Below are 19926 nucleotides of genomic sequence, written 5' to 3'. Positions count from 1 at the left end.
GACCCACGAGACAGGAGCCCTCGCATGTCCGAACACGTCTCCCGCCGTACCGTCCTGCGCACCGGGGCGGTCGGCGGTATGGCCGCCGCGTTCGCCGGTGTCCTCCCCGCCGGGCTCGCGCACGCCGGCCGGGACCAGCTGCACCTCGCCCAGCGCGGGCGCTCGACGTACGCCGTCCTTGCCGGCAGCAAGGACGCGCCGATGGTACGGCGGGCGGCCCGGGAGCTGGTCGACTACCTGAGCCGGGTCACCGGTGCCGCGATCCCGTTGGTCGACGAGAACACCGTGCGGTCCGGGTACCACGACCTGATCGTTGTGGGTACCAACAATCCGCTGGCCGGCCGGTTCGGGCGGATCGATCGGGGCGCGCTCGGCGACGACGGGTTCGCGGTCCGGGTCAGCGGCAAGGACGTGCTGATCACCGGCCCCGGCCCGCTCGGCACGCTGCACGGCGCGTACTGGTTCGCCGAGACCCAGCTCGGCGTGCACTGGTACGCCGAGAACAGCGAGACCGTGCCGTCGCGGAGCACGATCGACCTCGACACCGATCCGCTGAACCGCGACTACGTGCCGCGGTTCCGGTTCCGGCAGCTGCACTACGGCGAGGCGTTCAGCGCCGAGAACCGGCACCACCTGCGGCTGAACGGCCGTCGCGACATGTACGACGTACCGCAGCCGGCCGACCTGAACGTGTGGTCCGGCTACTGGCCCGAGGACCGGCCGACGTTCTTCCGCGACCTCGTCACTGACAAGAGCCTGATCCAGGACGGCAACGTCCAGTTCATGAACCCGGACGCGCGCAGCCAGGCGACCGCGACCGTGATCCGGCTGATCAACGAGCGGATCGCCCGCGGTGAGAACGCGTCGCTCGGAATCATCCAATGGGACGCGAACCCGTGGCACCCGGACCCGGCCAGCCAGGCGTTCATCGACGCGCACGGCGGCGCGGGCTGCGCTGCGATGCTGGACTTCGTCAACGACCTGGCCCGCCGGGTCAGCAAGGTGATCCCGGCCGCCCGCCTCGAGACCGAGGCGTACCAGTGGTCGATCCAGCCGCCGACCGGGATGACGGTCGAGGACAACGTCGTGATCACGTTCTGCCCGATCTACGCCAACCGTGGCAAGCCGATCCTGGACGACGCGAACGCCGACCAGCGCACGTACCTGCTCGGCTGGACGAAGATCGCCAAGAACATCGTGCTCTGGGACTACCAGACGATGTTCTCCAGCTACCTGATGCCGTTCCCGCAGTGGTACGACGGGTTCGAGTCGCTCCGCCAGGTGGCGAAGCTGCCGCAGGTGCAGGGCCTGTTCATCCAGGGTGTCTGGAACACCCGCGGTGGCGACATGGCCTCGATGCGGACGTGGGTGCTGTCGCGGCTCGCGTGGGACCCGTCGCTCGACGTACGGCGTACCGTCCGTGAATACCTCGACGGGTACTACGGGGACGCGGCCGAGCACGTCGAGGCGTACCTGCAGACGTTGTGGGCGTCGAAGGAGGCGAACGGCCCGCTGTCCGAGGCGTCGCAGTACATGTCCCGGATCTACGCGCTCGACGTGGTGCGCGCGGCCGACGGGCACTTCGCTGCGGCCGAGGCGGCGGTGCACGGGGACCAGCAGCTGCTCGACCGGCTCGCGGTCGCGCGGTTCCAGCTGGACTACGTGATCTTCATGCGTGCACCGGCGTACCTCGAGGATCTCGCCAAGGCCGGCCAGACATGGGACCTGGACCTCGTCAACCGGAAGGCACGCGCGAAGCGGTCGCTGCAGCTGACCGGCATGAGCCGGTACTCCGAGGGCGGTGGCGATGTCGGGAAGATCGTCGACGAGTACGACGTGAACCCGGTCCCACCCGGCGACATCACGCCGCCGGCCGCGGTCAAGGGGCTGCCCGCGGACCAGTGGGCCGACTTCCAGGAGAGCCGGATCCTGATCGCGGCGCCGTGGATGACCAGCCTCGCGACCGACCTGAAGGCGTCCAACCACCGCGCGCTGCGGATGGATCCGAACGACTCCCAGTGGGGCGTGCAGTTCTGGCTCGACCAGCTGGGCGACGGGAACTGGCGGCTGTTCCTCGCGCTGCGCGCCGACGTCGGGACCTTGGCGGCCGGTACGCCGGTCGCGGAGCTCGGCGTGTATCCGCCGTTCGGGAACACCCTGGTGAAGACGGCGGGCGACCTGGCCGACGGCGAGTACCACGAGATCGAGCTGCCCGGGACCTACAGCCGGGACGCGCAGCACGTGCTGTACGTCCAGAACCTGTCCAAGGTGCCGGCGCTCTGGATCGACCGGGTGTTCGCGATCAAGGCCTGATCGGTACGATTGACGCGCTCCAGACGATGCCATCCGCATCGGTCCGACAGATGGGTCCCGAGTGATAGCGAACATCGAGGACGTCGCCCGGCTGGCCGGCGTCGCCCGGTCCACCGTGAGCAACGTGATCAACCGCCCGGAGATCGTGGCCGAGGCCACCCGGCTGCGGGTGAAGAACGCGATGGACATGCTCGGGTACGTCCCGAACGAGTCCGCACGGGTGCTGGCCGGCGGGATGGGCCGGTTCGTCGGGATGGTCGTCCACGACGCCAGCAACCCGTTCTTCGGGGAGATGGCCCGGGCGGTCGAGGACATCGCGCTGGAGCGCGACTACGTGGTGACGCTGACCAGCACCGGAGCCGAGCCCGGGCGGGAGGACAACGCGCTGCGGCTGCTGATGCGGCAGCGCGCGCAGGGCGTCCTGCTGACCACGACGGCGATGCGCGCCACCTCGGTGGCGAGCCTGCGCGGGATCGGCACCCGGGTCGTGCTGCTGGACACGCCGGGCGGTCCGGAGGAGTGCTCGGTGTCGGTGGACGACGTCGACGGCGGCCGGCTGGTCGGCGCGCACTTCCTGGACTGCGGGTACCGGCAGATCGCCTTCGCCGGGCGGCCCGCGCGGACCACCCAGCACGGCGACCGGCTGGCCGGGCTGCGGCAGGCGCTCGCCGGGGACAGCCGCGGCCGGGGCATGCACGTCCAGGAGATCCTGGTCGCCGCGGACGACGTGGCCAGCGGCCGGGAGATCGCGACGACCGTCGCGAAAGGCGACCTCACGAGCCCGCTGGCGGTGCTCTGCGGCAACGACCTGATCGCGATGGGCCTGATGTTCGGCCTGCAGGAGCTGGGCGTCGACGTACCGGGCCAGGTGGCGATCTGCGGGTACGACGACATCGACCTCGCGCAGTACCTGGCCATCCCGCTGACCACCGTCCGGCAGCCGATGGCCGCGATGGGGCGGACCGCGTTCGAGCTGCTGCTCAGCGAGGTGACCGACACCGGCCATGTGCACGAGGCCCGCCGGTTCGCACCCGAGCTCGTCGTCCGCGGCTCGACCGCGCACTGACCCCGCGAGATCCCGCCGGCAGATTTCTGTGCAGTCGAGTTGGAGCGATTCAATCTTCGGCCCTGACCAAGGAGGAGCGCAATCATGAGGAACGATCTCGTCGAACGCATCGCCGGCTTCACGATCGAGACCCAGAGCTGGGGCTACGTGAGCACCGGCACCCGGTTCAAGGTGTTCAACACGCCCGGTACGCCGCGGACCGTGCACGAGAAGGTCGACGACGCCGCGCTCGTGCACCGGCTGACCGGCGTGACGCCGACGGTCGCGCTGCACATCCCGTGGGACCGCACCGACTACGCGGAGCTGCGCCGGTACGCCGAGCAGCAGGGCGTCCGGATCGGGTCGATCAGCCCGAACATCTTCCAGGACGACGACTACCACCACGGCGCGTTCACCAACCCGGACCCGGCGATCCGCGCGAAGGCCGTCGCCACGTCGGTCGAGTGCGTCGACATCATGCGCGTCACCGGCTCGAAGCAGCTGTCGATGTGGGTCGCCGACGGCACCAACTACCCGGGCCAGGGCGACTTCCGCCGGCGCCGCGAGTGGCTGCGGGAGTCGCTGCGGCAGGTGTACGACGCGCTCGACGAGGACATGTCCATGATCCTCGAGTACAAGCTCTTCGAGCCGGCGTTCTACCACACCGACATCGCCGACTGGGGTCAGTCGCTGCTGCTCTGCCAGGAGCTGGGCGACCGGGCGAACGTGCTCGTCGACCTCGGCCACCACGCGCTCGGCGTGAACATCGAGCACATCGTCGCCACGCTGCTCGGGCAGCGCCGCCTGGGCGGCTTCGACCTGAACGGCAAGCGGTACGCCGACGACGACCTGATGGTCGGGTCCACGAACCCGTACGAGCTGTTCCTGATCATGGCCGAGATCACCGGCGCGCTGGCCGATCTGGACCCGGCGATCGCGGCCGGGGCGGCCGGCGTGCTGTTCAAGATCGACCAGTGCGCGATGGTGGAGGAGAAGCTCCCGGCGATGCTGCGCAGCATCGAGGCCTGCCAGATCGCCTACGCGAAGTCGTTGCTGATCGACCGGGACGAGCTGCGGAAGCTGCAGGACGCGGGCGACGTGGTCGGCGCGAACACCCTGGTGGACAGTGCGTTCCAGACCGACGTACGGCCGTTGCTCTGGCAGGCGCGGGAGTTGCTCGGTGGGCCGGTCGACCCGCTGCGGGCGTACCTGGACTCGGGGTTGCCGGCGAAGCTCGCGGCGGAGCGGACCGGCGTACCTGCTGGGTGGTGACGGCCGTTGCCGCCGGCGTCAGCCTTTGACTGCGCCGGCGGCGCCCGCGCTGCGGAGGAACTGGCGCTGGAAGATCAGGAACAGGACGAGCGGGATGACCACGGTGCAGAACATCCCGGCCAGCAGCAGCGACTTCTCGGCGGTCAGTGAGACCTTGAACAGGGCCACGCTGAGCGGCTGCGTCTCCGGCTTGGTGAGTACGAGCAGCGGCCAGAGGAAGTCCTTCCAGGACGCGATGAACGTCAGCATCAGGACGACTCCGAGGATCGGCCGGGCCATCGGCAGCAGGATCCAGACGAACACGCCGAACGATCCGGCACCGTCGATGCGGGCCGCCTCGTACAGCTCGGCGGGGATCCGGTCGAAGAACTGCTTCACGATCAGCAGGTTGAACGCGCTCGCCGCCGCGGGCAGCCAGACGCCGAGGTAGTTGCCGGTGAACCCGAGCTGCTTGACCGTGAGGTAGAGCGGGACCAGCGTGATCGTCCCGGGGACGAACAGTGTCGCGAGGATGAGCCCTTGCAGGACAGGCGCCCAGCGCGGTCGCAGTACGGCGAGGACGTAGCCGCCGGTGGTGGAGACGATGATCGAGGTGACCATCGTGCCGGCCGCGAGCAGGATCGTGTTCAGGGTCGAGCGGCCGATGCCGATGCTGGTCCAGGCGTCGGCGATGTTGTGCCACTGCACGCCGGACGGCCACAGGGCGAGCGGCCGCGTGACGGTGTCCTCGGTTGTCGACACGGCTGCTTTCGCCAGCCAGAGCAGCGGTCCGAGTCCGACGATCGCGGCGAGCACCAGTCCGGTCAGGATCGCCAGGGCGAGTCCGATCCTGACCGGGGTCCGGCGCAGGTCGGCCGCGGAGATGATGCTGCGTTCGTCGGCGTCCCGACTGCTCATGTCTGGCTCCATTTCCGGGTCGCGAACAGGTACACGGCCGACACCGCGGCGAGCACGACCGCGAGCAGCAGGCTCAAGGCGGTGGCGGCGCCGAAGTCGCCGTACACGAAGGCGTAGTTGTAGATCAGCAGCAGCACGGTGACGGTCTTGTTCTCCGGACCGCCGCCGGTGAGCAGGAACGGTTCGGTGAAGACCTGCAGGGTTCCGATGATCTGCAGGAGCAGCAGGACGAGTACGACGGTGCGCAGCTGTGGCAGGGTGATGTGCCAGAAGCGCCGCGGCAGCGATGCGCCGTCGATCTCCGCGGCCTCGTACAGCTCGCTGCGGATCGACATCAGCGCGGCCACGAAGATGACCGTGCCCTGGCCGAACGCCGACCAGGTGGCCGTCAGCACCAGCGAAGGCATCGCGGTGACCGCGTCCTGGAGCCACGCGATCGGGCCGATGCCGACGACGCCGAGCAGTGAGTTGAACAGGCCGTCCTTGCCCGGGTCGTAGAACTCGCGCCAGAGCAGGATGCTGACCACCGGCGGCAGAATCACCGGAATGAAGACCAGGACCGTCGCGAGCTGGCGGGAACGGCGCATTTCGGCGATCAGGGTCGCCGCCAGTAGCGGGACCGGGAAGCCGAACAGGGCTGCCAGCAAGGCGAAGTACGCCGTGTTCGCGACGGCCTGGCCGAGGAGCGGGTCGGTCAGTACCCGGTGGAAGTTCTCCAGGCCGACCCAGGTGGTCTGCAGGAAGTTGGTGCGCTGGAAGCTCAGCGCGAGACCACGGAGCAGCGGCCACCAGGAGAAGACCGCGAACACCAGGATCGTCGGCAGTCCGAAGATCAACGCGTCGAGCCGGATCCGGCGGTGCACCTGACGACTCACCGTTGGGCCGTGGCCAGGATTGTGGTGGCCTGTGACTGGGCCTGCTTCAGCAAGGCGTCGATGTCGGCGTCCTTGCGGGTCAGCACCGCCTGAATCACCGTGTCGAGCAGCGCGTAGAGCTGCTGCGCCTCGATCGGCGGCTCCGAGACCACCGGCAGCTTCCGGGTGGCGTCGACGTACGTCCGCACGTTCGCGACCGGGACGTTGATGTACGGCTTGATCGCCTCGAGGTACGGCTGGTACGCCTGCTGGTTGACGATCGCGTAGAACGTGCCCGGGACCGGATTGCCGTCGGCGGCCTGCGCCTTCGCGAGGTCGGCCGCGGTCTTGGTGTCGTAGTACTGGTCGAGGAACCGGAACTCGAGCCACTTGACGGCCGCGTCCACCTGGGCGTCGGTGGCGTCCGCCCGCAGGACCGACAGCGTGCCGCCGCCGAGCCCGCCGAGACCGTTGGCGGTCTGCGGCATCGGGAACATCCCGAAGTCCTTCGGGTTCATCTTGTTCTTCGTGACGAACTCGCCGAGCCAGCCGTCCGGGCCGACCATGATCCCGCAGCGCCCGGCCGCGAAGTCCGGCGCCAGCGCGGTGAAGTCGATCAGGAAGTTCGACCCGGCCGCGTTGTAGTCCCAGCGGACCTTGCGGAGGAACTCCAGCGCGGCGTGCGCACCGGGGCTGTCGACGTTCGCGGTGAACTTGTCGCCGTCCTTGGTCTCGAGTTCGTTGCCCATGGCAGCGATGATCGAGGTGAGGATCCAGCCGCCCTGGTTCTGCTTGGTGAGCTGGCAGTAGCCCGCCTTGCCGGTCGCCTGGGTGATCTTCTGGGCCGCCTGGGCGAGCTCGTCCCAGGAGCCGAACGGCTGGTCCGGGTTCAGGCCCGCCTTCGTGAACAGGCCGCGGTGGATCAGGATGCCGTTCTGGGTGGCGAACGTCGGGATCGCGTAGTAGTGGCCGTCGGTGCCCTTCACCGCGTCGAGCATCGTCGGCAGGATCGACTTCAGTTTCGGGCTGGCCTCGACCCACTTGGTCAGGTCCTTGATCTGGTGCCGCGCGATCAGCCCGCCGGACTCGGTGAACGGCGCCTGGAAGCTGGTCGGCAGGTCGCCGCCCGCGAGCTGCGCGGTGAACGTCCGGGCGTCCCAGGTCCACTCGACCGGCTCGAGGTCGATGTCCGGGTTCTTCGCCTCGAAGGCGGACACCTGGGCCAGGAACTCCTTGCGGCCGGCCGGATTGTCGTTACCGGGCAGGCCGTTGACGGAGATCTTCACCTTCCCGCCGGCGGCCGAGCTGTCGCCGGCACTCTTCCCGCAGCCGGCGCCGGCCGTGAGTACGGCGGTGAGCGCGGCCGCGGCGGCCATCTTTCGCAGCACAGTCATTCGGGACTCCCTCAAGGAATTGAACCGCTCCAATTCGGAGAGATATAGCACACCGGCCGAGCCGCGACAACGGCTCTGACCGGGACCGGACGGCGTCAGTCGGGCTGTACGCCGAGCACCGCGGCGGCCTCTTCGGCGTAGATCCGGTGGCCGCGGTCGTCGGGGTGGTTGATGCCGTTGCGGAGCAGCGTCGGGTAGGCGACGCCCTCGGCGTACAGGCGGTGCCAGCGGTCGGAGACGGCGGCGATCGCGACGGACTCCCGGGCGGCGAAGGCGCGCAGGAAGGCGACGTACGGGCGTGGGTCCGGGGCGTCGATGCGGTCGATGTGCATCCAGTCCGGGCGGGTGAAGTGCGGTTCGAGCAGCAGCAGGTCGGCGCCGGCCGCGCGGACGCGGGCGAGGATCTCGTCGTACAGCGACGGCCAGCGGGACGGGTCGAGCTCGGCGTCGTTGACGAACTCGAGCGTGATCAGGTCGGGCTCGGTGGCGGCGACGTTCCGCCAGTCGGCGCCGTTCGGCGCGGCGCCGCCGGACAGCCACTCGTGCGACTCGCTGCCGCCGATCGCGACCGTGCTGACCTCGGCCGGGATGCCCGCGGTCCGCAGGAGATCGCCTAGTTGCGAGGGGTACGCCGTTCGTTCGCTGGAGGCCGATCCGCCGGCCGTGACGCTGTCGCCCCAGCAGGTGATGCGGACCGGCCGGCCGTCGGCGATCGCCTTCCGGGCGGTGGGAAGACGGTCGAGCTGTGGCGCGGAGAGCGGCGTACGGGCGACGTCCGTCCACGGGATCAGTACCGGGTCTTCGCCGGCGTACGGCACGAAGATCGTGGCAAGGGGCTTGCTGCCGTCCGGGATGCCTGGGGGCTGTGGGTTGCTGAGGTGGCTGTGGCCGCGGAGGAAGCGGCCGTCGGCGAGGAGCAGGTCGACGCGCAACAGCGAGTACTCGTAGGCGGCTTGCGGGTTCCGTAGTGGGCGCCGTCTGGTCAGTGCGGCCCAGTGTTCGTCGGCCAGGTAGTCGGTGCCGGGCTGGAGCGGGCCGTCGGCGTCGCGCAATCGCAGGGTGCCGGGCCGCAGGGCGCCGGGGGCGGCGGTGTCGTCGATGCCGCGGCAGTCGGTCATCACGCCGCGCAGCCGGTAGCCGTGCCGCCAGCGATCCGGTTTGCCGTCCGGCAGGTCGACCGGCTCGTCGACGACCGTCCGCCGCTCGGCCGGCGCGATCCCGCCCGCTGCTGCCACCAGGTCCCAGAGCTGATCCATCCGAACTCCTTCCGTTGGTCTCGAAGGCTAGTTGAATCGCTCCAATCATGCCTAGACTTCGGCGCCATGGACGACGACGTGAACGCGCCGGACCGGCGGACCGGATGGATGACCAGCGCGGCCTGGCAGCAGGACCCCGACGGGCCGCTGCCGGTGCTCGGCACCGTGATCGAGGTGACCGGCGAGGCCCGTGACGCGACCTTCCGGGTCGCCGGGCTCGGTGTGTTCGTGGCCGCGGTCAACGGCGAGGTCGTCAGCGACCCGCTCGAGCCCGGCTACACCGACTACGCGCTCCGCGCCGAGTTCTGCACGTACGACGTCTCCGCGCGGCTCGTCCCCGGGCCGAACGTGATCACGATCGAGCTCGGCCCCGGCTGCTACCGCTCCCGCAAGACCGAGAACCGCTGGACCAAGATCGAGACCGCGTACGGCGACCTGGCCGCCTGCGCCACGCTGTCGTGGACCGACGACTCCGGGCCGCACGAACTGGGCCGGTGGCATGCGACGACCGGCGCCGTGCGGACAGCGAACTGGGTCGGCGGCGAGGACTACGACGCGCGCCACGAGCCCGACCCGCGGGCGATCGCGTCCTGGCCGGACGCCGTCCCGGCGAAGCGGCCGGCGGAACTCAGGCTGTCCGCCAAGACCATCCCGCCGATCCGCGAGGTCGAACGCCTCACCGCCCGGTCCGTGACCACCGTGCGCCCCGGCGTCCACGTCGTCGACTTCGGCGTGAACTTCGCCGGCTGGGTCGAACTCGACCTGCCGCCGAACGCCGAGGTCCGGCTGCGTCCCGCCGAACTGCTCGAACCCTCGGGCGACATCAACCCCGTCACGCAGGGCTGGGGCCCGGTGTTCCACACCGTCACGACCGCCGATGCCCCGCTGACCTGGCACCCGCAGTTCTGCTACAACGGCCTGCGCTACCTGGAGATCTCGGGTGTTCCCGCCGCGCCGGAGGCACGCGGTCTGGTGCTGGCCGCGGCCGCCGAGCCGGCCGGCACGTTCGCCTCGTCCGACGCGAACCTGACCGAGCTGCACCGGATCATCCGCCGCGCGATCACGTCCAACATGTACTCGATGTTCACCGACTGCCCGCAGCGCGAGAAGCTCGGCTACCTCGAGCAGTTGCACCTGGTCTACCCGATCCTCCGCTGGAACTACGACGTACGCGAGCTGCTCGTGAACACGCTGCGGATCGTCCGCGAAGCGCAGGAGCCGAGCGGGCACCTGGCGCTGTACGTGCCGGAGTGGGACCCGTTCCCCGACCCGTGGCGCGGTGACGTGAACTTCGGCCTCGTGAGCGTCTTCCTGCCCTGGCAGCTCTACCGCACGTACGGCGACCTCGACGTACTGACGGCCAACTACGGCACCGCCGTCCGGTACGTCGAACACCTGCTGGCGTCGCGGTCGGACGGGCTGGTCACGTACGGGCTGGGGGACTGGAACGGGCGGGACTTCCGGTACGTGCCGTTCGTCGCGACCGCGACACTCGCCCGGGCGCTCGGCGTACTGGCGCTTGTTGCCGAGACGGTCGGGCAGGACCGCGGGCGGTGGGACGACGTACGCGCCGAGGTGGTGGGGGATGTGCGGCGGCGGTTCGTCACGACGGAGGTGGGGAGCGAGTCCGTGGCGGAGCTCGCGGTCGCGGTCCACTCGGGCGTTCTCACCGGCGCGGAGGAGGCGGCCGCGGTGGATCGGCTGGAGCGCCAGATCGTTGCCGACGGCTACTACCTGGATGTGGGCGAGATCGCGATGGCGTCCCTGGTCGAGGTGCTCGCGGCGTACGACCGGCACGAGACGCTGTACCGGCTGACGCAGGTCGACGAGCGACCCGGGTACGGGTACATGCTGCGGCACGGGGCGACGTCGCTGACCGAGACGTGGGACGGGCCGACGTTCGGGTACAGCCAGAACCACTTCATGAACGGGGCGATCGACGACTGGTTCTTCAGCCACGTCGCGGGGCTGCGGCAGGCGGCTGGTGACGTCGGCTTCCACCGGGTGCTGATCCGGCCGCGGCCGTGCGGCGGGCTGACCTCGGCCGCTGCGTCGTACCACACCGGGCACGGCGAACTCCGCAGCTCCTGGCGCATCGAGGACGGCGAGTTCACCCTCGACGTCGTCGTGCCGGCGGACACGACCGCGGTCGTCGAACTGCCGGACGGCAAGTCGTACGACGTGGGCGCCGGGCAGCACCGGTTCGCTGGATGAGGGTCTTCGGAGCGATCGATCTCGGCGCATCGGGCGGGCGGGTGATCGCCGGGTTGATCGACAAGGGCGAGGTCACGCTACGGACCGTGTACCGCTTCACCCATCGCGCGGGCTACCGGGACGGTCGGCTGCGTTGGCCGTACGCCGAGCTGAAGGCGCAGGTCCTCACCGGGCTGCGGGCGTTGGCGCGGGCGTACCCGGAGGTCGCGTCGATCGGCATCGACACTTGGGGTGTGGACTACGGGCTGCTGGACGAGGCCGGCGTACTGCTGGGGGACCCGGTGTCGTACCGCGACGACCGGATTGCAGGCGTCGTCGACGTGGTGCACGAGCGGTTCGGCGGCGTCGAGAAGCTGTACGACGTGAACGGGCTGCAGCCGTTGCCGATCAACACCGTGTACCAGTTGGCGGCCGATGCGTGGGACCGGGCGGCGGCGGTGGTGATGCTGCCGGATCTTCTCGTCCACGAGCTGACCGGTGTGCTCGGGACCGAGCTGACGATCGCCTCGACGACCGGGTTGCTCGACGTACGGACGCGGGACTGGTCGCCGGACGTGCTGTCGGCGCTCGGGCTGCCGCCGGAGCTGCTGCCGCCGTTGCGGGCCGCGGGCGACGTCGTCGGACCGTTGCGGCCGGAGATCGTCCGGGCGACGGGCCTGCGGTCCGAGGTCGTGGTGGTCCGGGTCGGGTCGCACGACACCGCGTCGGCGGTGGCCGGCCTGCACCGTCATGAAGGACCTGCGGTCTTCGTCTCCAGCGGCACCTGGTCGCTCGTCGGGCTGGAACTCGACGGCCCGATCGTCACCGGCGAATCGTTGCGTGCCGGGGTCAGCAACGAGCTCGGAGCGGACCGGCAGACGCTGTTCCTCCGCAACCTCGCGGGGCTCTGGCTGCTCCAGGAGTCGTTGGTCGCCTGGGGAAATCCCGACCTGCATTCGCTGCTCGCCGCGGCCGAGGCGTTGCCGTCCGGTGGGCCGATCATCGATGTCGACAGCAACGACCTGATCGCGCCAGGATCCATGCCGGACCGGATCGACGCGCTCCTCCGGGCAGCGGATCAGCGTCCGCCGGACGGGCCGCCCGGGACGGTCAGGTGCGTCCTCGACTCGCTCGCCACGGCGTACGCCGAGAGCACTCAGGAGCTCGCGCGGCTCGCCGGGACCGACCCCCGGGCGATCCACCTGGTCGGGGGCGGATCGCAGAACGAGCTGCTCTGCCGGCTGACCTCGGAGCTGTCCGGTTTGCCCGTCGTCGCGGGCCCGGTGGAGGCGACGGCGCGCGGGAACGTGCTGGTTCAGGCGGGCCGATTGTGGCCGGAGATGTGCTGACAGTTATCGTTTGACGGCGCATTGTCACCGAGTCATGGGTCGGCATCTTCCGCCGGAGCGGGCCCTTGGGGGTTCGCTCATGAAGAAGGCCGTTCTGGCCGCGGTCGCCGCCGCGGCCGTAGCCGCTGCTGCGTTGATTCCGTCGGGGCCCGCCGTGCAGGCGGCCGAGACCGCGACGCACAGCGCGCCGCGTGGGTTCGGGTCGGCGTTGTCGTCGGTGGAGCAGCCGTCCTGGCAGACGAACGCGAGCGTGAACGCGCTCGCTGCCGCCGGGGACCTGGTGTTCGCGGGCGGTCTGTTCACCCGGGTCCGGCCGCCGGGCAAGGCACGTGGGGTCGGGGACGTGGCGCGGAAGTACTTCGTGGTGCTCAACCGGACCACCGGCGTACCGACGCGCTTCGCGCCGAGTGTCAACGGGCCGGTCTGGAGCGTCGCCGCGTCGCCGGACGGGCGCCGGGTCGTGATCGGCGGCGACTTCACGGTCGTGGACGGCGTACCGCGGTCCCGGGTGGCGATGTTCGACGTTGCCAGCGGCAAGCTCGTGGCCGGCTGGGACCCGGTGGTGAACTACCGCGTCGCCGCGCTGAAGGTCACCGCGAGCACGGTCTACCTGGGCGGCTCGTTCGGTGCCGTCGACAAGATCGGCCGCGCGCGGCTGGCCGCGGTCGCGCTCGGCACCGGCGCGCTGCTGCCGTGGAACCCGGGCGCGGACGACGACGTGCACGCGATCGAGGTGTCGACCGACGGGGCGCGGGTCTTCGTCGGCGGCGGGTTCACCACGATCGGCGGCCGGGACCAGCACGCGCTCGCGATGCTGAGCGCCCGTACCGGCGCCGTGATGCCGATGCCGGCCGCGGCCGCGATCCCGCCGAAGTCGGACGAGTGCGACAGCCGGGTCAAGGACCTGGAAGTGCAAGGAAACAAGGTGTTCGCGTCGAACGCCGGCACCAACAGCATGCAGTGCTACGACGGCGTACTCGCCGCGGACAGCGCGACCGGCAAGCTGCTCTGGCAGAGCAAGTGCCTGGGCGCGACCGAGGCGATCGTTGCGATCGGCAACTGGCTGTACAAGGGCTCGCACGCCCACGACTGCAGCGCGGACGGGGAGTTCCCGGACAAGACCGGGATGCACCACCTGCTCGTCTACAGCACGATCACCGGCAAGCTCGGTCCGTGGTTCCCGAACACCGACGCCGGCGGTACGACGCTGGTCGGCCCGCTCGCGTTCGCGTCCGGCGGCACCGACCTGTGGGCCGGCGGCGACTTCACCGCGGTGAACGGCAAGCCGCAGGAGGGGCTGACCCGGTTCAACGGCGTACCCGGTGGGGCCGCGCCGGCGCGCCCGGCCGCGCCGAAGCTGGCCAGCGCGCGGCCGAACAAGGTGACGATCGCCTTCGACACCGTCCTCGACCGCGACAACCTGACGCTCACCTACCTGGTCTACCGCGGCGAGACCCGGATCGGCAGCTGGTCCCGGACGTCGAACTCGTGGACCAAGCCGACCGTCACCTCGGTCACCGACTCCGGCCTGACCAGCGGTCAGACCCTGACCTACTACGTCGAAGCCAGCGACGGCCGCAACGTCAGCAGAAGCCCCGCAGCCACCGTCCGGGTCCGCTAGCAGCGAGTTCCAAGGGCTGGTACGACGAGATCGGCCAGGTACGCGTCGATCTTCGCCCGGGCGCACGCGTTGGACTGGTACAGCGTGTGCCCCGGCCCGTCGTGGTAGATCGACCCGCTGCCCGGCACCTGGTCGACCACCCGCGACGCCGCCTGGAACTCGCTCCAGTTCCCCGCCATCAGCAGCGGCGGCAGCCCGTCCGGCAACGCCGCCGGCGGGTTGCGGACCGGAACCGGCCAGCCGACGCAGGACAGCATCGCCTGCTCGATCGTCGCCACCGCACCGGTGTACGGCGCGGCCGCGCCGTACACCGGCGTACCTGCTGCTCGAGCTGCCGCTGGTCGGCCGGGTGCGGCCAGTCGGTGCACTCCACCACGCCCGGGGAAGCCGTCATCGCGTACGGCGCGTTCGGCGGATCGGGGACGAAGCCGGACGCGTCACCGGTCGTTGCCGCCTTCTTGAGCGCTGCGGCGAGTCGTGGGTATGAGACATTTCGCGCGAGCGCGACAGCTTGGTAGCGGATGTCGTCGCCGCTGTACGTCACCTGGCCCGCCGGGAGTGGTGCGCGGGCCATCGCCCGCTGCCAGAGCGCGGGCGCGTTCGGGCAATCTCCTTGCGTACGGCACCAATCGAAGAAGCGGATCACGTAGCTCTGCACGTCCCTCGCGAGCAGCGGGAGCTCCTTGTTCCAATTCGCGGCGCTGTGGTTCCAAGTGCCGTCCAGCGCCATCGCGCGCACCCGCTGCGGGAACAACCGCGCGTACGCCTGCCCGATGAACCCGCCGTACGACGCGCCGTAGAAGCTGGTCTGCTGCTCACCGAGCGCCTGCCGGATCGCGTCGGCGTCGCGGGCGTGGGTGGCCGAGTCCATCGCGCCGAACAGCTCCGGATCCTTCGCCCGGCACCGTTCCGCGGCGGCGCGGTTGGTGGCGGCGAGGCGGTCGAACTCCTTCTGGTTCCTGGGCAGCGCCGGGATCCGGGCGCCGGTCCAGTCGCAGGGGAGGTTGGTGCTGAGGCCGGGGGTGTTCGGTCCGCCGCGGAGGTCCCAGGTGACGATGTCCATCTTCTGGCGCAGCCCTGCGAAGGACTCGCCGCCGCCGTACTTGCGCATCAGGTCGATGCTGATGCCGACCGGGCCGCCGAGGTTGACCAGCACCGAGCCCTTCGGTTTCGCGGCGGTGGAGCGGAGGCGGCCGATCGTGAGCGTGAGTCGGCGGCCGTTCGGGTGGTCCCAGTCGACCGGGATCTGCAGCGTGGCACATTCGATCCCGACCGAGCCGGGGCCGCCGGGGCATGCGCCCCAGGTGAGCGTTGGGGCGGGCGGCGTGAGGACGTTGGTCGTCAGCAGCCCGACTGCCAGTAGTTTCAGCATGCTGTTGACGGTTCCTCAGGTTGGTGGTTCGCACATCGGACCAGGAGCCGTCGGACCACGGTCCGAGGCGGGGTGCCGGCGGGTCGGCTAGGTTCGACGGGTGACGGAGTACGGCTTGAGCAGGCGGCAGTTGATCGCCGTGGACTGCGCCGTCGCGGTCGGGTACGCCGTACTTGCCCTCGTCACCGCTTCCACCGCGGCGGGGCTCGTCGCGGTCGGGCTGGCGGTGCCGATCGCCGTACGACGGGTCTGGCCGGTGCCCGCGTTGGGGCTCGCGGTGGTGGTGTCGGTGGCGGCGGTTCTCGGCAACGGGCTGCGCGATCCGCTGCTGGGGACGGCGTACGTGCTGTATGTCGTCGCGTTGGAACGGCGCTCGAACCGGCCGGTGTCGAGTCGTCGGCTGCTCGGGCTGTCCGGCGGGCTCGGGTTCGTCGTACTGGTGCTTGCCGTCGTGGCCGGGGCGCCCGCGGGTGGGTCGCGGGCGGCGGTGGTGCTGACCGGGTTTGCCGCGCTGTACGCCGCTTGGGTGCTCGGGCAGGTCGTGCGGGACCGGCGCGCGGCGGCTGCCCGGGCCGCGCAGCTGCTCGCATCGCAGGCGGTCGCCGCGGAACGGTTGCGGATCGCGCGTGAGCTGCACGACATCGTTGCCCACAGCATGGGTTTGATCGCGGTCAAGGCGGGCGTCGCGAACCATGTCCTGAAGGTCCGCCCGGAGGAGGTGTCCGACGCGTTGTCCGTGATCGAATCGACCAGCCGGGACGCGCTCGTCGAGCTGCGGCACATGCTCGGCCTGCTGCGCACGCCCGACGACGAACCCGCGGACCTCGCCCCGCCCGCCGGATTGGCCGCGCTGCCGGAGCTGGCCGCCCGCGTCGAGTCCACCGGCGTCCACGTCGACCTCACGATCGACGTACCGTCACCGCTCCCGGAGGCCGTCGGGCTGACCGTCCACCGGATCGTGCAGGAGTGCCTCACCAACGTCACCAGGCACGCCCGCGCGCGTCGTTGCCGGATCACGGTCAGCGGCAGCGCGAACGGCGTACAGGTGGAGGTCGTCGACGACGGCATCGGCGGTACGGCGGTCGAGGGGCACGGGCTGATCGGCATCCGCGAACGCGTCAGCGTGTACGGCGGGACGTACCGCGCCGGGGCACTACCGGGCGGCGGCTTCGAGGTCGTCGTACGGCTGCCGCATGAGTGAGCGCAGCGAGCCTCTGGTTCATGCCGAAGCCGAGCCTTGGCGAGGCGGCGACATGAACGAGATTCGGGTGCTGGTGGCCGACGACCAGGCGCTGCTGCGCGGGAGCTTCCGGGTGCTGATCGACACCACCCCCGGGCTCACCACCGTCGGCGAGGCGGCGAACGGGCAGGAGGCGGTCGAACTCGCGCGACGTCTGCGGCCCGACGTCGTACTGATGGACGTCCGGATGCCGGAGCTCGACGGCATCGAGGCCACCCGCCAGATCTGCTCCGCACCGGAGACCGCCGCGACGAAGGTGCTGATCCTGACCATGTTCGACCTCGACGACGCCGTGTACGCCGGCCTCCGCGCCGGCGCCGCCGGCTTCCTCCTGAAGGACGTCCCACCGGTCGACCTGCTCCAGGCGATCAAGGTCGTCGCCGCCGGCGAAGGCCTCCTCGCCCCGTCGATCACCCGCCGCCTGATCGCCGAATTCGCCCGCCTCGCCGAACCCGGCCAAGCCCCACTGACCGGCCTCGACGGCGTCACCGACCGCGAACGCGAAGTCCTCACCCTGATCGCCCGAGGCCTGTCCAACCAGGAGATCTGCGACCACCTGAACGTCGGCCGAGGCACCGTCAAAACCCACATCGGCCACCTCCTCGCCAAACTCCACGCCCGCGACCGAGCCCAACTCGTCATAGCAGCCTACGAATCCAACCTCATCCACCCCCGCCACCGCTAAACGCGTGATGAGCCCCCGCGTGCTCCGCGCCCACCGTTCGTCGCTGCGCTCCTCACAGCGTCCGCTGTGCGCGCTCCCACCACCCGTGGCTGTCTCCCCGCGCTGTGCGCCATCGTGCACGCCCGGCGCGACCTGCGCGTGGGTGTTGAGAACCCGCGGGTGATGCGCTCGCGTGATCCCGGGCGTCCGCGGCGGCCCCTCGCGCTACCACCTCGGCGCGCGACCGGTCGGTGCGGCATGCGGCCCAGGCCCCGTGCACGGCTCCTGGGAGGGGAACGTGGTTCGTGTGTCCTGACCGGCGGATGTATGTGCCAGATCTGCGCTCGGGGATAATCGTGTGGTGACCGGGCCTGAGCAGCTAGCCGTTGTTGGGGCCGGGCTGGGGGCGGGGGTTCTTACCTCGACCGTCGGGGTTGCTTCGCTGCTCAGCTTCCCCGTGCTCATCGCGCTGGGGATTCCGCCGGTGGTTGCGAACGCGTCCAACACGTTGGGTCTGCTTCCAGGAGCGCTGAGTGGCGCGTTCGGGTACCGGCGTGAGTTGCGCGAGGTGCCGCGGCAACAGGTGATCCTCGTCGTACTCGTGTGCGCGGTAGGCGCGATCGGAGGTGCGGCGCTCCTGCTGGCGCTGCCGTCGACGGTGTTCGCGGCGGCCGCGCCCTGGCTGATTCTCTTCACGTGTTTGATCGTGGGAGTCCAGCCGTGGATCTCGAAGTGGCTGCGTTCGCGCTCCCAGCACCCGCACGACCTCCGCCGTTCGATGTCCCCGGCAACCATCGTCGGCACCGCGCTGACCGGCGTGTACGGCGGCTACTTCGGCGCCGGCGCGGGCGTGATGATGATGGCCGTCCTGGGGCTCGGCCTGGACCTGGAGCTCCGCGTCGTCAACGGCCTGAAAACCCTCGCCCTCCTGGCCGCCAACCTGGTCGCCGGCGTCATCTTCCTCTTCATAGCCGACCTGAACCTCCAAGCCGCAGCCCTCCTCGCCGCCGGCTCCGTCGTAGGCGGATACGCCGGCGCCCACATCGGCCGCCGCCTCCCGGCCACCTACCTCCGCGTCCTCATCGTCCTGGCCGGCATCACCGCCGCCGTCCTGATGTTGTCCTAGTGTCCTGAATCGGCTCAACCGGCAGCGGAGACCCCGGGGTTCGGGCGGTCCTGTCGCTGTAGGGGCGTGAGATATGGGGAGTATTTCGTGCCGATTCGGGAGGAGATCTTCCCCAGACCCGGCACACCGGTAACCGGGCGCAAGGCCCTGGCTGGGCAGAGGTCCTGGCTGGCGCCGCGGAGCGCACCAGACCCCCGCTTCGCGTACTGCGGAAGAAATGTGCCGCTATCTGACCAAAAGTCTCCGATGAGCAGACGGGGGTTAAGAGACCGGTCCTAGAGGTGCGGGACGATCGCGAGGGCCGCGATCAGCAGGCAGACGGTGCCGTTGAGGTACGGATGGCCGGCCAGCACCGCGATGAACTCGCGGATCGTTGCTGTCGGCCAGTAGTACGCCGCGGTGGGTGAGCCGACCACCTGGCCGTTCACCTTCGCCTTGCGGGCCGTCAACGCCGCCCGGAACGCGTGGAAGTTGTTCGTGACGATCAAGCAGCGGTACTCCGGCCGCAGTTCGGTCATCAGATCCCGGCTGAAGGTCAGGTTCTCCCACGTGGTGGTCGACCGGTCCTCCCGGATGATCTGGTCGTCGGCGACGCCGTGGTCGACGAGGTACGCCGCCATCGCGTGCGACTCGGGCAGGTCCTCGCCCGGGCCCTGACCGCCGGACGTCACGATGCGCGGCGAGCGTCCCTTGCGGAGGGCGCGTTCGTACACCTGCTGCGCGCGGTCCAGCCGGCTCGCCAGCAGCGGCGGGACGCGCGAGCCGATCAATCCGGAGCCGAGCACGACGACGAAGTCGACCTTCCGTGACGAGCGGACCCGGCTGTAGAAGAACGCGTACACCAGGAAGCACAGGAACAGGAACGAGATGTAGGTCAGGATCCCCAGCAGCACCGACCGTACGGCGGCCAGTGGTTCCCAGCCGATCTTCTGCACGAGCACGCTGAAGATGACGAACCCGATGATCCCGAGCCCGACGATCAGCGACAGCAGGTTCGACAGCCGGCGGCGTTCGCGGCGCAGCATCGTGACGCCGTTGATCACCAGGAACACCGCGAGGACGGCGATCGCGACCGGGATCGCGATCACGATCGCCCACACCATCGCGACCGCGACCGGCTTGCTCACGGTCTCGACCGCGAAGATCACGCCGAGCCCGGCGAACATCAGCGTCAGGACCAGGAAGATCCCGTTCTTGAACAGCCGCCGGTCGCGCCAGAAACTGACGCCGAAGATCAGCAACCAGAACCCGGCGACACCGAAGCAGATGACCATCGGGCGCCATCCAACCATGCACCGTCGCCGAGGTGGGGGAGGCTCGGTGTGTGGAC

The 19926-nt window shown here is 70.1% G+C and carries 16 protein-coding genes; 9 read left to right on the top strand and 7 right to left on the bottom strand.

Going from position 1 to position 19926, the window contains the following annotated elements; all coding sequences use genetic code 11:
- The first annotated feature begins 24 nt into the window (after nt 1-24).
- From ACQHIV_RS20965 to rhaI, 3 genes are all read left to right on the top strand, one after another.
- Nucleotides 25-2313: a DUF4838 domain-containing protein gene (locus tag ACQHIV_RS20965; RefSeq protein ID WP_427884667.1), complete on the top strand. Its 2289-nt coding sequence runs from the start codon at nt 25-27 to the stop codon at nt 2311-2313.
- Nucleotides 2314-2374: 61 nt separating this feature from the next.
- A complete protein-coding gene (locus tag ACQHIV_RS20960; RefSeq protein WP_427884666.1) occupies nt 2375-3379 on the top strand; it encodes a LacI family DNA-binding transcriptional regulator in 1005 nt (334 codons plus the stop codon).
- A gap of 84 nt (nt 3380-3463) precedes the next feature.
- The gene (gene rhaI, locus ACQHIV_RS20955) at nt 3464-4630 is read left to right on the top strand and encodes an L-rhamnose isomerase (protein WP_427884665.1); all 1167 of its coding nucleotides are present in this window, start codon (nt 3464-3466) and stop codon (nt 4628-4630) included.
- An 18-nt stretch (nt 4631-4648) separates the two neighbouring features.
- On the opposite strand, the gene ACQHIV_RS20950 is transcribed toward rhaI, so the two are convergent.
- From ACQHIV_RS20950 to ACQHIV_RS20935, 4 genes are all read right to left on the bottom strand, one after another.
- The gene (locus ACQHIV_RS20950) at nt 4649-5527 is read right to left on the bottom strand and encodes a carbohydrate ABC transporter permease (RefSeq protein ID WP_427884664.1); all 879 of its coding nucleotides are present in this window, start codon (nt 5525-5527) and stop codon (nt 4649-4651) included.
- Nucleotides 5524-6402: a carbohydrate ABC transporter permease gene (locus ACQHIV_RS20945; protein ID WP_427884663.1), complete on the bottom strand. Its 879-nt coding sequence runs from the start codon at nt 6400-6402 to the stop codon at nt 5524-5526. The genes ACQHIV_RS20950 and ACQHIV_RS20945 overlap by 4 nt, the downstream gene beginning before the upstream one ends.
- The gene (locus tag ACQHIV_RS20940) at nt 6399-7775 is read right to left on the bottom strand and encodes an ABC transporter substrate-binding protein (RefSeq protein ID WP_427884662.1); all 1377 of its coding nucleotides are present in this window, start codon (nt 7773-7775) and stop codon (nt 6399-6401) included. The genes ACQHIV_RS20945 and ACQHIV_RS20940 overlap by 4 nt, the downstream gene beginning before the upstream one ends.
- A 95-nt stretch (nt 7776-7870) precedes the next feature.
- Nucleotides 7871-9031 carry a GDSL-type esterase/lipase family protein gene (locus ACQHIV_RS20935; RefSeq protein ID WP_427884661.1) on the bottom strand — a complete coding sequence of 387 codons (1161 nt, stop codon included), beginning with the start codon at nt 9029-9031 and terminating at the stop codon, nt 7871-7873.
- Nucleotides 9032-9097: 66 nt separating this feature from the next.
- Between ACQHIV_RS20935 and ACQHIV_RS20930 the strand changes: the two genes are divergently transcribed.
- The 3 genes from ACQHIV_RS20930 (at nt 9098) to ACQHIV_RS20920 (ending at nt 14194) form a co-directional block, all read left to right on the top strand.
- Nucleotides 9098-11245, top strand: coding sequence for a family 78 glycoside hydrolase catalytic domain (locus ACQHIV_RS20930; protein ID WP_427884660.1), 2148 nt, complete (start codon nt 9098-9100; stop codon nt 11243-11245).
- Nucleotides 11242-12573: a rhamnulokinase gene (locus tag ACQHIV_RS20925; protein WP_427884659.1), complete on the top strand. Its 1332-nt coding sequence runs from the start codon at nt 11242-11244 to the stop codon at nt 12571-12573. Before ACQHIV_RS20930 ends, ACQHIV_RS20925 begins: the two co-directional genes overlap by 4 nt.
- 79 nt (nt 12574-12652) lie before the next feature.
- Nucleotides 12653-14194 carry a fibronectin type III domain-containing protein gene (locus ACQHIV_RS20920; protein WP_427884658.1) on the top strand — a complete coding sequence of 514 codons (1542 nt, stop codon included), beginning with the start codon at nt 12653-12655 and terminating at the stop codon, nt 14192-14194.
- On the opposite strand, the gene ACQHIV_RS20915 is transcribed toward ACQHIV_RS20920, so the two are convergent.
- Nucleotides 14191-14472 (bottom strand): alpha/beta hydrolase, encoded by a 282-nt coding sequence (locus tag ACQHIV_RS20915; protein WP_427884657.1) that lies wholly within the window; start codon nt 14470-14472, stop codon nt 14191-14193. The genes ACQHIV_RS20920 and ACQHIV_RS20915 overlap by 4 nt on opposite strands.
- A complete protein-coding gene (locus tag ACQHIV_RS20910) occupies nt 14373-15566 on the bottom strand; it encodes an alpha/beta fold hydrolase (protein ID WP_427884656.1) in 1194 nt (397 codons plus the stop codon). The genes ACQHIV_RS20915 and ACQHIV_RS20910 overlap by 100 nt, the downstream gene beginning before the upstream one ends.
- Before the next feature lie 100 nt (nt 15567-15666).
- On the opposite strand from ACQHIV_RS20910, the gene ACQHIV_RS20905 reads away from it, so the two are divergent.
- The 3 genes from ACQHIV_RS20905 to ACQHIV_RS20895 all read left to right on the top strand — a co-directional run bounded on the left by ACQHIV_RS20905 (nt 15667) and on the right by ACQHIV_RS20895 (nt 18596).
- Nucleotides 15667-16767 (top strand): sensor histidine kinase, encoded by a 1101-nt coding sequence (locus ACQHIV_RS20905; protein WP_427884655.1) that lies wholly within the window; start codon nt 15667-15669, stop codon nt 16765-16767.
- Between the two features lie 52 nt (nt 16768-16819).
- Complete coding sequence (locus ACQHIV_RS20900; RefSeq protein ID WP_427884654.1) at nt 16820-17491, top strand: response regulator; 672 nt, start codon at nt 16820-16822, stop codon at nt 17489-17491.
- A 340-nt stretch (nt 17492-17831) separates the two neighbouring features.
- Nucleotides 17832-18596: a sulfite exporter TauE/SafE family protein gene (locus ACQHIV_RS20895; protein ID WP_427884653.1), complete on the top strand. Its 765-nt coding sequence runs from the start codon at nt 17832-17834 to the stop codon at nt 18594-18596.
- Nucleotides 18597-18871: 275 nt separating this feature from the next.
- Here ACQHIV_RS20895 and ACQHIV_RS20890 read toward each other — a convergent pair whose 3' ends face one another.
- Nucleotides 18872-19870: a YdcF family protein gene (locus tag ACQHIV_RS20890; protein ID WP_427884652.1), complete on the bottom strand. Its 999-nt coding sequence runs from the start codon at nt 19868-19870 to the stop codon at nt 18872-18874.
- Between the last annotated feature and the right edge of the window lie 56 nt (nt 19871-19926).

The organism is Kribbella polygonati (assembly GCF_050320105.1).
In the GTDB taxonomy this organism is placed as follows: domain Bacteria; phylum Actinomycetota; class Actinomycetes; order Propionibacteriales; family Kribbellaceae; genus Kribbella.
Note: the sequence above shows the minus strand (reverse complement) of the source record. Positions and strands in the feature narration are given on the sequence as shown.

Bases quoted from the DNA above. Each gene is read 5' to 3' on its own strand.
- ACQHIV_RS20965 (WP_427884667.1), top strand. From the start codon at position 25: ATGTCCGAACACGTCTCCCGCCGTACCGTCCTGCGCACCGGGGCGGTC.
- rhaI (WP_427884665.1), top strand. From the start codon at position 3,464: ATGAGGAACGATCTCGTCGAACGCATCGCCGGCTTCACGATCGAGACC.
- ACQHIV_RS20950 (WP_427884664.1), bottom strand. From the start codon at position 5,527: ATGAGCAGTCGGGACGCCGACGAACGCAGCATCATCTCCGCGGCCGAC.
- ACQHIV_RS20940 (WP_427884662.1), bottom strand. From the start codon at position 7,775: ATGACTGTGCTGCGAAAGATGGCCGCCGCGGCCGCGCTCACCGCCGTA.
- ACQHIV_RS20935 (WP_427884661.1), bottom strand. From the start codon at position 9,031: ATGGATCAGCTCTGGGACCTGGTGGCAGCAGCGGGCGGGATCGCGCCG.
- ACQHIV_RS20930 (WP_427884660.1), top strand. From the start codon at position 9,098: ATGGACGACGACGTGAACGCGCCGGACCGGCGGACCGGATGGATGACC.
- ACQHIV_RS20925 (WP_427884659.1), top strand. From the start codon at position 11,242: ATGAGGGTCTTCGGAGCGATCGATCTCGGCGCATCGGGCGGGCGGGTG.
- ACQHIV_RS20920 (WP_427884658.1), top strand. From the start codon at position 12,653: ATGAAGAAGGCCGTTCTGGCCGCGGTCGCCGCCGCGGCCGTAGCCGCT.
- ACQHIV_RS20910 (WP_427884656.1), bottom strand. From the start codon at position 15,566: ATGCTGAAACTACTGGCAGTCGGGCTGCTGACGACCAACGTCCTCACG.
- ACQHIV_RS20900 (WP_427884654.1), top strand. From the start codon at position 16,820: ATGAACGAGATTCGGGTGCTGGTGGCCGACGACCAGGCGCTGCTGCGC.
- ACQHIV_RS20890 (WP_427884652.1), bottom strand. From the start codon at position 19,870: ATGGTCATCTGCTTCGGTGTCGCCGGGTTCTGGTTGCTGATCTTCGGC.